At 52.8% G+C, this 13,766-nt stretch carries 10 protein-coding genes; 3 read left to right on the forward strand and 7 right to left on the reverse strand.

Going from position 1 to position 13,766, the window contains the following annotated elements; translation table 11 throughout:
* Window positions 1–26: 26 nt before the first annotated feature.
* Genes prmC through rho form a run of 3 tightly spaced genes read right to left on the reverse strand, consistent with a single transcriptional unit; the run spans window position 27 to window position 4,368 of the window.
* Window positions 27–863, reverse strand: a complete 837-nt coding sequence (gene prmC / locus SFC07_RS07770; protein WP_411207655.1) for a peptide chain release factor N(5)-glutamine methyltransferase — start codon at window positions 861–863, stop codon at window positions 27–29.
* A 2-nt stretch (window positions 864–865) separates the two neighbouring features.
* On the reverse strand, window positions 866–1,942 hold the full coding sequence (prfA, locus tag SFC07_RS07775) for a peptide chain release factor 1 (protein ID WP_411207656.1): 1,077 nt from the start codon (window positions 1,940–1,942) through the stop codon (window positions 866–868).
* Complete coding sequence (gene rho, locus SFC07_RS07780; protein WP_411207657.1) at window positions 1,942–4,368, reverse strand: transcription termination factor Rho; 2,427 nt, start codon at window positions 4,366–4,368, stop codon at window positions 1,942–1,944. The genes prfA and rho overlap by 1 nt, the downstream gene beginning before the upstream one ends.
* Window positions 4,369–4,916: 548 nt before the next feature.
* Here rho and SFC07_RS07785 point away from each other — a divergent pair.
* Window positions 4,917–6,632, forward strand: coding sequence for a long-chain fatty-acid--CoA ligase (locus SFC07_RS07785; RefSeq protein WP_411207658.1), 1,716 nt, complete (start codon window positions 4,917–4,919; stop codon window positions 6,630–6,632).
* A gap of 73 nt (window positions 6,633–6,705) precedes the next feature.
* Window positions 6,706–7,269, forward strand: a complete 564-nt coding sequence (locus SFC07_RS07790; protein ID WP_411207659.1) for a TetR/AcrR family transcriptional regulator — start codon at window positions 6,706–6,708, stop codon at window positions 7,267–7,269.
* Window positions 7,270–7,301: 32 nt separating this feature from the next.
* Here the strand turns inward: SFC07_RS07790 and thrB are convergent, their stop codons facing one another.
* Both thrB and SFC07_RS07800 read right to left on the reverse strand, forming a co-directional pair.
* Window positions 7,302–8,231 carry a homoserine kinase gene (thrB, locus tag SFC07_RS07795; RefSeq protein WP_411207660.1) on the reverse strand — a complete coding sequence of 310 codons (930 nt, stop codon included), beginning with the start codon at window positions 8,229–8,231 and terminating at the stop codon, window positions 7,302–7,304.
* Between the two features lie 9 nt (window positions 8,232–8,240).
* A complete protein-coding gene (locus SFC07_RS07800; RefSeq protein WP_411207661.1) occupies window positions 8,241–9,578 on the reverse strand; it encodes a homoserine dehydrogenase in 1,338 nt (445 codons plus the stop codon).
* Between the two features lie 471 nt (window positions 9,579–10,049).
* Here SFC07_RS07800 and SFC07_RS07805 point away from each other — a divergent pair, with 471 nt between their 5' ends.
* The gene (locus SFC07_RS07805; protein WP_411207662.1) at window positions 10,050–10,727 is read left to right on the forward strand and encodes a hypothetical protein; all 678 of its coding nucleotides are present in this window, start codon (window positions 10,050–10,052) and stop codon (window positions 10,725–10,727) included.
* Window positions 10,728–10,784: 57 nt separating this feature from the next.
* Here the strand turns inward: SFC07_RS07805 and SFC07_RS07810 are convergent, their stop codons facing one another.
* Window positions 10,785–13,049 (reverse strand): ATP-binding protein, encoded by a 2,265-nt coding sequence (locus SFC07_RS07810; RefSeq protein WP_411207663.1) that lies wholly within the window; start codon window positions 13,047–13,049, stop codon window positions 10,785–10,787.
* Window positions 13,018–13,674 (reverse strand): response regulator, encoded by a 657-nt coding sequence (locus SFC07_RS07815; RefSeq protein WP_411207664.1) that lies wholly within the window; start codon window positions 13,672–13,674, stop codon window positions 13,018–13,020. Before SFC07_RS07815 ends, SFC07_RS07810 begins: the two co-directional genes overlap by 32 nt.
* Window positions 13,675–13,766: the final 92 nt, after the last annotated feature.

The raw sequence follows: 13,766 nt of genomic DNA on the forward strand, positions 1-13,766 counted from the left end.
ACCTAAGCGCCTTTAAAATCTCACGATCACAGCTTACTCGCTGTCACAAAACGGTCTCGGCCAGCAAGATCTTTGAGGACCTCAATGTTGCCAAAACCACCATGACTGCGGAAAACTTCCTGCACCTGGGCTGAGGTGGTGTCATCATGTTCTACCCCAACCACTCCCCCGGGTCGCAGCAAATTAAAAATCAAATGCACCATTTCCTCGATGACATCCATACCGGTTTCACCACTAAAAACGGCCATATGTGGGTCTTGATAAACCTCTGGTGAAAGCTCCAAAGTTTCTGGAACATAGGGTGGATTAGACACCACAATATTCACCGTGGAATGCAGAGAAGGCAAAAGCTGTGCATCTGTAACGTCCCCCTGGACCAGGTCAACCTCCGGTGCAAATTCCAAGAGGTTGCGCCGCGCCCAGGTTAAAGCCCCCGGATCGAGTTCCACCGCGGTGAGGTGGGCGTCGACAAGCTCATGGCCGATGTAGGCCGCCAGGGCACCGGAACCGGTGCACAGATCAACAATAACGGGCTTGTCGACGCCCCTCGCCTGCCGCACGGCCCAGTCAGCGAGGACTTCGGTTTCCGGGCGGGGAATAAAAACGCCTGGGCCCACGTGCAAATCCAGTAGTCCCATGGGCGCGGAGCCCAAAATATGCTGTAAGGGCTCGCGCTTGGCACGGCGGGCAATTGCCTCGGCAAACCCATCGGGCACCTCATCGCGTATATGGAGGGCCACGTCCAGGGGCCCGCAATCAAGGAGGTGTGCTGCAATCAAACGGGCGTCATTAAGTGGCGATGCCACCCCCGCCTTTTCAAGGGTGGAGGTGGCATCGCGCAGTGCTTCCCCGAGGGTGAGCATTTTTAGCCCTCGGCCTCGAGGCGAGCGGCACGCTCAGCGGCGCGCAAGGCGGTGAAAAGATCATCAAGTTCACCGTCAAGAACGGAGTCAAGGTTGTTGGCCTTAAATCCAATGCGGTGATCGCTGATGCGGTTTTCTGGCCAGTTGTAGGTACGGATGCGCTCGGAGCGGTCCATGGTGCGGATCTGAGCTGCACGTCCCTGAGCTGCTTCGGCTTCAATCTCTTCTTCTTTAAGAGCTTGCAAACGAGCAGCCAGCACCTGCATTGCACGTGCCTTGTTCTGGATCTGGGAGCGTTCCTTCTGACAGGTCACCACCAAACCGGTTGGCAAGTGGGTAATACGCACGGCGGAGTCAGTGGTGTTAACGCCCTGACCACCCTTACCGGAAGAACGGTAAACGTCGATACGCAGGTCCTTCTCATCAATCTCCACGTCCTCGATCTCATCGGGTTCTGGGTAAACCAAAACACCGGCGGCCGAGGTCTGAATGCGTCCCTGAGATTCAGTCACGGGCACACGCTGCACGCGGTGCACGCCACCTTCAAACTTGAACTGGCTCCAGGCACCATCGCGGGAAGGCTGACGGGAACGGATGGACAAGGTGATGTCCTTCACGCCGCCGAGGTCAGACTCAGCCGAGTCCAAAACTTCAATTACAAAGCCGTGCTTATCCGCAAATTTTTGGTACATGCGCAGCAGATCGCCCGCAAAAAGCGCAGCTTCTTCGCCGCCGGCACCGGCCTTGATTTCCATCACGATATCTTCACTATCGTGAGGATCGCGTGGTGCTAGCAGGTCAGCGAGCTTTTCTTCGAGCTCAACAACCTCTACGGACAAACGCTCAGCCTCAGCTTGGAACTCATGATCCTCATGAGCCATTTCCTTGGCTGCTTCTAAATCTTCTTGAGCAGCGGTGAGCTCGCGGTGCACATTGATAATGGGCTGCAACTCGGAGTAGCGCTTTCCTACCCTACGAGCAGCTGTTGGATCATTGTGCAGCTCGGGATCAGCCATTTGCTGCTCCAGGCCGTGGTATTCGGCCAGGATGTCATCTACTGCAGAAACCTGCGATGCCATTAGGAGTATTCCTCCTCTTTCTCAGTTCCTGCCATAGGTGCGCTGGAGGCAACCTGCATCAGGAATTCTGCATTGGACTTGGTCTTTTTCAACTGTTTAATCAACAGATCAATGGCCTGCTGGTTATCCAGCGCAGAGAGGATGCGGCGCAGCTTGTGCATAATGCGCGCCTCATCAGGGTTGAGCAAAAGCTCATCCTTACGGGTACCGGAAGGATTGACGTCAACAGCTGGGAATACACGACGCTCAGAGATCTTACGATCCAGCTTGAGCTCGGCATTGCCGGTGCCCTTGAATTCCTCGAAGATCACGGTATCGCCGGCGGAACCGGTTTCCACCATGGCGGTAGCGATGATGGTCAAAGAACCACCATTTTCGATATTGCGGGCAGCACCCAAGAAACGCTTTGGTGGATACAGGGCGTTGGAATCCACACCACCGGAAAGGATACGTCCGGAGGCAGGTGAGCTGTTGTTGTAGGCACGGCCCAAGCGGGTGATGGAGTCAAGTAAGACAACAACGTCTTGGCCTTGCTCTACCAAGCGCTTTGCGCGCTCAATGGCCAGCTCAGCCACTGCAGTGTGCTCTGATGGTGGACGGTCGAAGGTAGAGGAAATCACCTCGCCGTTAACCGAACGCTGCATATCGGTAACTTCTTCAGGACGCTCATCAACCAGCACAACCATGAGGTAGCACTCAGGGTTGTTGGTGGAAATAGCGTTGGCAATATTTTGCAAGATGGTGGTCTTGCCGGCCTTTGGTGGGGAAACAATCAGTGCACGCTGACCCTTACCAATAGGCATGATGAGATCGATGACACGAGTGGTCAAAATGCGTGGCTCAGTTTCCAAACGCAAACGCTGGTTTGGATACAAAGGAGTCAGCTTGCCAAAATCTGGACGGTTGCGAGCTTCTTCAGCAGGCAGGCCGTTTACGGTTTCCACGCGCACCAGGTTGTTGTACTTCTGGCGGTTGCGTCCACCGTGGTTGCTGTGGTTGAAGCTGCCCTGGTTCATACGAACCTGGCCGGTAATTGCATCGCCAGAGCGCAGGCCCATACGGCGAATCAGCTGGTTGTTTACAAAAACGTCTGATGGTGCGGCGTGATAACCGGTGGTACGCACAAAAGCGACGTTGGTATCAACGATATCCAGGATGCCGCCTACTGGCTGTAGCTGCTCTTCATGAGTAGTGCCGTTATCGGAGTCCTGGTTGTCGCGATCGCGGTTATCCCTATTGTCGCGGTTGTCGCGCATATCGCGGTCACGGCCACGACGGTTGCGGCGACCACGGCGACCACGACGATCATCATCATCCCCATTGCGATTATCACGGTCATTGCGCTCGCTGCGATCATTACGGTCACGGTTGTTGCGGTCGCGGTTGTTGCGTGGACGGCGCTCTTCGTTATTGTCCTCGCCGTTTTCTGCCTGGTTCTCCTGCTTTTCGACGCCTGCCTCTGCGGTAGCAGCGTCATCACGGGAGTTGCGGTAGTCACGGGAACCGCGATCATTGCGGTTGTTGCGGCGATTGCCGCGCTCACGGCGGTTGTCTTCGCGAGCTTCTTCACCGTTATTGTCTGCATTGGTTACTTGCTCAACAACAGCTGGAGTTTCAGTCTGCTGCTCACGCTCAACTACAGGCGTAGCAGTTGCTTCCTTGGCTGCCTGAGCCTCACGTGGCTCCCGTGGCTCACGTCCTTCACGGCCACCCTGGGACTGACCCTGATCCTGGGACTGACCCTGATCCTGGGTTTGACGCTGACGGTTGCGACGAGCCCGGCGCGCTGCGGAGCGGGATTCAAAACGGTTGTCTTGATCCTCGCTGTTGGCGTTGTCGGAGTTGTCAGCAGCGTTCTGAGTGTTTGTTTCAGCTGCAGGCTCTGCAGGTGCTGCGGGAGTCTCAATTGGGGTGGCAACTGGAATCTCGGCCTGCGCTGGGGTGTGCTCAGTATTTGCGGTGACATTGGTGGCGCTGACGCGACGGCGACCGCGGCGTGGTGCTGGGGTTTCAGATGCTTCTGTAGCCTCTGGCTGTGCAGCTTGCTCAACTGGTGCAGCAGCGGCAGGCGCAGCAGCTTTGGTGCTGCGACGGCCTCGGCTGCGCGGTGCAGGAGCAGTGGTTTCAGCATTTTCCACCGGGGTTGCAGCTACCGGAGCTGGAGTTTCAACCGGAGTCTCTGCTGGAGTTTCGGTCGCTGCGGGCGCGACAGCACGGGTGCTGGTGCGCTTTGTTGCCCTCTTTGGTGCTTCTGCTGCTGCGGTGGGTTTACCAGCGCGAGCTGCATTAATGGCGTTTAAGAGGTCGCCTTTGCGGAGTGCAGAGGTGCCCTTGAGGCCAAGGTCTGCCGCAATTTTGCGCAGATCAGGCAGTCGAAGGGAGGTCAGTTCTCCCTGATTCGCTGCGGTGTTGTCTGTGTCAGTCACAGATTTCCTTTCATTGCAGTTCAGGCCGTCTGAAGGGGATACCCGGGATTTGTCGGGATGGGACGTGTGGCCGAACGCGGCTTCTGTGTAGTTGAAAGTGTCATTGCACGATTGGGCTGAGCTGGTGGTTTGCCGCATTTTGCAGCTTTAAACACGCGCTCAACATTGTTTGCGCTATATGACACTGGAGGAAGCTAATACACCAGCACGCTGTGTTGGAGAGTACTTGTGGTGTTGTCTTCCAGACCAAGATGTGGCTGGGAAAAATATCCACAGCTCCGGGTGCTTTAAAGTTAATCCTCTACCCCGTCATGAGAGTCAGCCTCAAAAATGTGGGATCTCAGCAGGTAGTGCGGAGGATGTTGGTGTGCACCGGGAAGCATTGCCTCGGTCTTGATCGCCTATATTAGCGCATTGCAGCCCAACTGTCTCAATCGCCCTCTATCTATGTATTTGTCAGCCTAAAACCGCTGCCCTTTCTGAGGTTTTTGGCTAGGTTGCCCCCACACTGGCAAAAAGTTCAGGGGCAGCCCGCTATTGTTGAATACATGCTCAGCACGATGCAGGATGTTCCCCTTTCCCTCAGCAGAATCCTTGACTACGGTTCCACTGTGCATGGAGATACGCTCATTACTACCTGGGATGGTGGTGAGCAGGTCCAACAGACTTTTAGCGGAATCGGCGCCCGCGCCGCTGCTTTAGCCCATGCCCTCTATGATTCTTTGGGCATCACCGGTGATCAGCGCGTTGCTAGCCTGCTGTATAACTGCGCAGAACATATGGAAGTGATGTTCGCTGTTGCGTGTATGGGTGCGGTGTTTAATCCCCTCAACAAGCAGCTGATGAATGATCAGATTTCTTTTATTCTCAATCACTCTGAGGCTGAGGTTATTGTTGCTGATCCGCGCCTAGCCGAGCAGCTGGCCGAGGTTTTAGAAACCTGCCCCAAGGTCCGGGCTGTGGTCTTTATTGGTGATAATGATTTTTCAGCAGCAGCCAGCCTGCTGCCGGATACTGTTGAGACTTATTCCTATGAAGCCCTGCTAGATGGTCGTTCAACCTCCTATAATTGGCCGGTGCAAGATGAGCGCACCGCTGCCGCAATCTGCTATTCCACGGGTACTGCCGGTCCGCCCAAAGGCGTGATCTATTCCCATCGTTCCCTGTATTTACAGTCCATGAGCTTGCGTACCACCGACTCCCTGGCAGTGGAACATGGCGAGACCTTCCTGTGCTGTGTGCCTATTTATCACGTGCTCAGCTGGGGTGTACCAATTGCTGCTTTTATGTCTGGCACTCCCCTGGTTTTGCCTGGTGCTGATCTTTCCGCCCCTACCCTGGCCAAAATTATTTCCACCACGTTGCCTCGTGTAGCCCACGGTGTGCCAACCCTGTGGATTCAGTTGATGGTGCACTACCTCAAGAATCCTCCTGAGCGTATGTCTTTGCGTGAGCTTTATGTGGGTGGTTCTGCGGTTCCGCCAATTGTTATCACCATGTGGGAGCAGCGATATGGTGTGGATGTGGTGCACGTTTGGGGCATGACAGAAACCTCTACTGTGGGTACGGTTTCGCGTCCGCCTTCAGGTGTTTCTGGTGAAACCAGGTGGAGTTATCGAGTTTCTCAGGGTCGTTTCCCTGCCTCCTTGGAATACCGAGTGGTCAATGATGGCCAGGTCATGGCCTCTACTGACCGCAATGAAGGCGAAATCCAGGTGCGTGGCCCCTGGGTTACTGCAAGTTATTTCCATTCGCCTATGGAAGATGATGGCAAGTTGGCCCACACCTTCCGTGACGGTGAGGTTGATGATGCCCACGAACTCTTTACCGCAGATGGCTGGCTACGTACCGGCGATGTAGGTTCGGTAACCAGCGATGGCTTCCTAACAATTCAGGACCGCGCCCGCGATGTGATTCGTTCCGGTGGTGAGTGGATCTATTCCAGCCAGTTGGAAAACCTCATTATGGCCACTGATGAAGTGGTGGAATGTGCCGTTATTGGTTTCCCGGATGATAAGTGGGTGGAGCGCCCCTTGGCTGTGACCTTGCTCTATCCAGGTATTGAGCGCAGCCGCGAGACCGCTGAGAAGTTACGCGAGCAGCTTAAAGATCGTCTGCCCAACTGGATGCTGCCGGAATATTGGACCTTCGTAGATGAGATCGATAAGACCTCGGTGGGCAAGTTCGATAAAAAAGACCTGCGTATGCACTTGCGCGACGGTGATTTTGAGGTCATCAAGCTAAAGGGACCTGGCGAAAAATAAAAAGAAAACGCTTTTCGACGCCGCCTTGCAGGCGGAGCATGAGGATCTTTTACTTTTGGGTAGAATATTCCCTATGCCAGATTCTAAGGGACATGGACGTAGCTCCAGCCGCCGTGATGAAATTATCGACGCCTGTCTTGACGTGATTTGTGAATTTGGCGTAGCGAATACCACACATCGCAAGGTGGCAGAAGTAGCCGGAGTGGCATTGGGATCGATTACCTATCATTTCAAAGATCTCAATGAACTCATCGTCACCGCCTTTGAGAGATTTGTGGCTGACAATATCCGCTGGTGCGAAGAGAATTTTGCCGGTGTTGATTCCTTTGAATCGGCCACCGCTGCCCTGCTTCGGGTTTTCTCCGTAAGTGATCACACTATTATTCTCAGTGCTGAGCTCTACGCGCGTGCGCTCCATTCCCCCGAGGTAGCCGCAGTATTTTCACACTGGCTAGCCGAATATAACCGCATCTATTCAACCTATTTTGATGATGCTACTAGTCGTATGATCGATGCGCTGTGGCTGGGCTTAGTTCTAAATCGCAATTCAAGTACGCACGAGCATCCTGAAATCCTCACCGCCCAAGCCCTTGAGCGCATTGTATTACCCACAAGTTATATCGAATCCCAACAATAAAAAACCGAGTGCCTTGGCACTCGGTTTTTTATTTATGCGTGATTAACTTCGACCTTCACGCCCTCAGCTACTTCTAGCTCGAGCACGCGAATACCGGATTCACGGGCATCTTCTAGTACCTTGTCTGGCACTGGCTCAGTAGAGAGCACCATCACGGTGGGGCCTGCGCCGGAAAGATAGGCTGCATGTCCGCGGTTGCGAAGACGGTTGACCCATTCGGCGGTGACGGGCAAAACATCAGCGCGATAAGGCTGGTGCAGGCGATCGCGGGAACCCTCCCACAGCAACTCTGGGCGATCCTGCAAAGCAACGATCATCACCGCCACGCGGGAAACATTGAAGCGGGCGTCGATATGCGTTACCTCGGTGGGTAGGACTCGTCGCACAGCTTCGGTGGAAGCGTGGAAGTTAGGCACCAAGGCCGTGGCGCGGATGTCTTTATGGACCTTGATGGGCACGGCAGCGTATTGTGGCTGGCTCTTGCCATCAACGGACAAGGTGGTCCAGGAAACCACGGCACCACCGAGCACAGAGGCGGCAGCATTATCGGGGTGACCCTCAAAAGCTGAGGCCAGCTGCACAATCTGGTCCTGGCTCAGGGGGAAATCTGCCAAGCCATTTGCTGCAGAAACACCAGCAACGGCCGCAGCGGCAGAGGATCCCAAACCACGAGATTGCGGAATGTTATTGTGGCAGATCACCCGAAGGCCGGGAACTTCTACGTCGGCAGCGCGTAGACCTGCACGGATGGCCTTAACCACCAGGTGAGATCCATCGAGGGGAACCTCGCCTTGGCCTTCGCCAAAAACTTCTACTTCCAGGCCGGAGGGAATGATTTCCACTTCGACGGTGTCGTAGACAGAGAGTGCAAGGCCAAGAGTGTCAAAGCCGGGGCCGAGGTTCGCGGAGGAACCTGGCACGGTGACAGTAACCTTGCGGCCGACGTTGAGTTCAATAGCCATGGAGTAAAACTAGTCCCTTTCGAGGCGGATCACACTGTTAATAGCCTTAACAATTGGCTTGGCTTTAAGTAGTTCAACAGTGTGGCTGAGATCAGATTCCAATGCGGTGTGGGTGACCACGATGAGGCGGGCACCGTTTTCGTGCTCCTCTTGACGGATTGTACGCAGTGAAATTCCTTGCTCTGCAAAGAGGTTAGCCAATTCAGCCAAAACCCCAACGCGGTCTTCAACTTCCATGTCCAGGTGGTAGCGGGTTGGAGTATCGCCGAAGTCTGCGATCGGAAGGTTTGCATAGGTGGACTCGCCTGGAGCGCGACCACCAAATACCTTGTTGCGAGCCGCACCGACGACGTCGCCAAGCACAGCAGAGGCGGTAGGCGCACCACCGGCACCATTGCCGTAGAACATCAGCCGACCTGCAGCCTCTGCTTCTACGAAAATGGCGTTAAAAGATTTATTAACGGACGCCAAAGGATGAGAGGTGGGAAGCAGGGTTGGGTGCACGCGCGCAGAAATGGCCTGACGTCCTTCCTTATCGGTGATTTTCTCACAGATGGCAAGCAATTTAATGGTATGGCCGGCTTGCTTCGCGGCTTTAATATCAGCGGCACTGATATTGGTGATGCCCTCGCAGTGCACATCATCAGCGGTAACGCGGGTATGGAATGCGAGGGAAGCAAGAATTGCTGCCTTGGAGGCGGCGTCGTGGCCTTCGACATCGGCAGTAGGGTCAGCTTCGGCATAGCCCAGGCGCGTTGCTTCAGCGAGGGATTCCTCATAGCCTGCGCCGGTGGAATCCATGGCGTCGAGAATAAAGTTGGTGGTGCCATTGACAATGCCCATGACAGACTGGATCTGATCGCCTGCGAGGGAACGACGCAGCGGTCCCACAACCGGGATTGCGGCTGCTACTGCTGCCTCGAAGTAAAGGTCAACATTGGATTCTTCAGCGGCATCGGCCAGTTCTGCGGAATGTGCTGCCACCAGCGCTTTATTAGCGGTGACCACGGACTTTCCGGCCTTCAAGGCTGCTAAAACAACCTGGCGTGGGTAGTCGATGCCACCGATAACCTCGACAACAATGTCAACATCTTCGCGTTCGATCAGAGCAAAGGCGTCTTCGGTAAGAAGTTCGGGCGCCACGCCCTCACGAGGCTTTGAAGCATCAGATACGGCTACGCCACGAAGTTCCAGCGGGCCACCGATGCGATGTGCCAGCTCATCTGCGTATTCTGTCATCAAACGCATCACCTCAGAGCCAACGGTTCCGTAGCCAAGAAGAGCAATGCCGACTGGTGAGCCGGGGCCCTTGCCGGGGTTGAAGCTGGGGGCAGATGCTGAGGTCATGATTCTCCAAAATAATCGTGGTCGAGCTTTATCGTCCTAGTTCACTAAGCCACCCTACGTGGGATAGCACAATTGAAAAAGGATACTAAACCACTATAGACTAAGCTGTTCACTTTTGGAGGATAATTTCACACTTTCAATTCAAATAAGCACTCTTATTGCCAATTGTGTTTCTTTAGAGCTGCTCCGGGTGCCAATTCAGATGCCACATGTGACCACACGTTGGGACACTTTTCATAATTGCGAGGTCGACACCTGTTCCAAAATCTTAAGAATTTCTAAACTTAAGCACATTTAATACCTTTTTCTATTCTAATTCCTTAGGTTTCGGGTTAATATAACCATTATCCCAAAGTAAAATAAGTGAACTTCTGTACTACCTCTTCCAAAACCCCATGGAAATGGCAGCACGTAAGAAATAAATATTTGTTAGGAACTCCCATTTTGAGAATCCGAGCCATCGCCAGCACAATGCTGATTGCAAGCCTCTTTGCATCCACATTCCCATCTTTACCCCATGCTGGCGCTGCTCAAGTGGAAGTTAATAAAAATACTTGTGTTATTATTTTCTCCGCGGCGGAGCTTCAAGCCCTAGCCGTCAATTTTTCTCAAACCCCGTCCACCATGGACAGGCTTATTGAGAAATTCCCTGATCAAAAAGCCAATTTTGAGCTGGCACTTGCCGAGCTCTACGTCATGGTTGAAAACCGTAATTACAGTTCGGCACACTTAAGCGATCCTGCAGCTAGGGCTTATGCAAGTATTATTGCCGCTGCGGAAGCATCGGGAATTTTTCGTTCAGAGGCCGCACATTTAATTTATGCAGCCGTGTGGGATGAGTATTTCACCACTTGGCTGGAAAATGACGCTCAAACTTTAGCTGGCAGTCGCACCATCCCACAGCAAAAAGCAGCCACTCAAGTTTCTGATCTCCTTGGTTTTTATCCTGGAGCGGATTTTAGCGAGCTACTTGTTTCCGATCAGGTGTTCCCGCTCACTCAGGCGCGTATCGCTTCAACCTCCCAAACTCTGCAACGCCTTGCTAACCCCTATCAGGCCTGCGTTGATGGAATCAGCGGCGAAGTATTAGTTTCCCCTGTGGTCTCGCAGGCCAAAGCTGCGAGCGGAAGCTCCTTTGGCAGCAGCTAACCCCTGCGCTTTTCGACGAAAACCCCCATGGCGTACAGGCTTAATAAAAGGGGCAAGCTATTCGAACTTCTCCACCACGACGTCTTCGGAATCGGCGCGCTCTACTCTAAGGACACCAAAAGTTGAGCGCCCAGGTGGAAATACCCGCACCACCAGGGAATCTCCGTCTTGCAAGTTGGCTAGTTCATTAAGCAGTTTGTGATTAAGCACTTCTAAACGTGGATCTTGCACTGGCCCTTCAGTACTGGGAGAAAGATCGTCAACTAGGCGGACTTGTGCTCCCCTAATCCGTGCATCCCATACTGCAGTTGTAATGGCGGGGGTATCAAAAAGCGGGGATCTCAGCGCATCTCGCAGACGCAGCTCCATCAATAGTGCAGCTGATTTTTGGGCATTCTCATCTAGTCCCTGCCGAAGCATGAACCCTAAGCGCTGTGCCAACCACTGGCGGGTGTTGTTTACAAACTCTTCTTCAACTTCGGTGATTGCCCTTCGTGCTGTTTTTACACGTCCACTTGCTATGAGCATCGGCAAGCCAGAAGAAACCTGTTTAACCAGCATTGGCAAAATGGCACCCGGCAAAATAACGAATACCAAAGGCAAAGTGGTAGTCCATTGCAACAATGGCGACTGCCAGCCTAAAGCTCCAAATATTTCCCCAATAATGACACAGCCCAACCAGCTGCCAATGCCAATAACCGGCTGGTAGCGCACTGTTAGGTACAGACACATTAACAGGGCGATGGGAATGTACCAGTTAAACGGCCAACGCTGAATATCGCTGGCTTTTGAAGCGATAGCCAGGACGTAAAATCCCCAGATACACAGCATCACCAACACTGAATTGTCTAAGGAAAGCCGCTCTGTTTCGCCCCTAATTAGAATTGCTAGGCCTAATCCAGCTAGTGCTAACCCCGCCGCCCACAACAACTCATTGGTCGGTTGAACCCGGAGTGATATTCCAAGGAACACACACCACAATAAAAATGCTGGCAGTGGCCGGTAAAGCTCCGCAAAACCCATCGTTTCATACACAGATGGGATTTCATCAACCTCTGTGGTGCCTACATCCCTTAGCTCGACCCACTGCAAGATCACTTCAGTTCCTCGCCCCTTGGCAGACTTGATCTCCGCCTGACCACCAGGTAACTGATTGACCCTAGCCAAAATACTTAAGGGAATTCCTGCCCTATTAGCGGGGATATTGTCCGTGTGAAAACCTGGCCCATCATCTCGAATTCGAATGTCTATGCTTTCTTCTTCCCTATCAACCTGAATGCTTAAACCTGCGGATGAACCAGGGGCATGGATCGCAATATTTTTGGCAGCTTGCCGAGCAGCGTCAATAAGAGCGCTGCCGGCTTCCGCTGGAATATCAAAACTGGCCTGTTTAATTACATCTTCATCGAAGGCAATAGCTGGATATTCCTCCCGCACTGCAATCTGAATTCTCGAAATTACTTCGGATACAGGCCAGAATTGGTACACCAACTGTGGAGCATTAAGTGCATAGGACTCCCGCACATTTTCCACGCTAAATGGCAATATCCCTCGACGAAGTGCGTTTAATTGAGCCAATACCTTATCGTGAATGAAGGAAAGGAACCTCGATTCCAGTTCCACCAGCGCTTTTTGGGTGGCGAGAACCCGAGCATTTTTTATCGCTTGCTGGGAGCCATCATCAATTTTCTTCGCGGTTCTCAGCACCCGCATCACAATATAATTCAGTGGCAAAGTTGTTACCGCTGCATTTAGAGCCTCAATAAGCAGCGCAAATCCACCGCCATACCGATGATTCACAGCCGCAGAAAGCATGGAACCTACCAAAACACTAATGCTTATCGACGACCACCGTGGCCAGGCGGCAACGAGGATACCGGCGGGCAAGGCCGCATAGTCCCCCAGCATTAATTCGCTTAGATTGCTTTGCCCACTAAAGAGAATTTGGCCCGCATGTACCACGACCAAAACCAAATAAATTATCCCGGCGATACCCATTGTGGGCACAAAGGCTCGCTTTAGGTTTAAAACCCCCACTGCAAGTACGGCCACTGAGCTTCCGGCTAGCAGGGCCTCGGCCACACTGTCCATGCTGAAAATGCCCTGTTTGAGCAGCAAAATTAGCCACGACAATCCCCCACCAATGGCAATGATGCGACGCAAAGACGCCGTCGCTTGCCCCTTAGTTTCCAAATAGTCACTTGCTTTGGGAGCAACTTGGCTTAAATGGCGTCGAGGCAAGGGCTGGAAGAAGTCCGCATCAAGCCGACTACTTAGCAGCTTAGGATTCTTAGGCATCAGCTGGGCCGGCGATATAGCCATCTTCAAGCCCACGCAAATACAAGTCCGTCTTTGACGTGGTGGGACGTCCTGCAGCACAATATTTTTGCCGAATTCGGTTGATATAGTCCTGAACCGTATCAACGGAAAGATTCGTTATTCGAGCAACCCTTTTAGCTGATTCACCAGAGGCATAGAGCTCCAAAACCTGCAGCTGACGTGGTGAAAGGTCGACTGAATTTAGCAAGGGATCGGAATCGATAGCGCTTGCCCAATCAACATTGGCAAAGGTGTTGTTTTGATGCACCGTTAGTACAGCCTGAACAATTTCCTCATCAGTAGCTGTCTTGGAAACTACGCCCTGAACCCCAGCTTGCAAGGCTCGACGGATCAAGAATGGGCTATCAAGCGAAGAAAAGATAATGACTGCCAGACCCAGGGCTTGTAGGCGCTGCACATTATCAAAGGGATCAGAAGAATCCCCCATGCGGAGATCCAAAAGCGCCACTTGAGCCTTTTTCTCTCCTGCACCAGCGAGATAATCACATGCTGCTGGGATTCCAGAAACCGCCGCCACAAGTTCACATTCACCATCAGCGCTAAATAGCGTGTGCATTCCCAAGAGAGAAATTCGATGGTCATCAATTGCGATGATTTTCACAGCCATTTTCATAGGTTAAGCCAAATCCAGAATATTTTCTTTATATTTTAAGAAATTTGCTACTTCTGACACAGATGTAAAACAGGATTTCATAACTG

This window comes from Corynebacterium callunae (assembly GCF_046592015.1).
GTDB lineage: Bacteria > Actinomycetota > Actinomycetes > Mycobacteriales > Mycobacteriaceae > Corynebacterium > Corynebacterium callunae_A.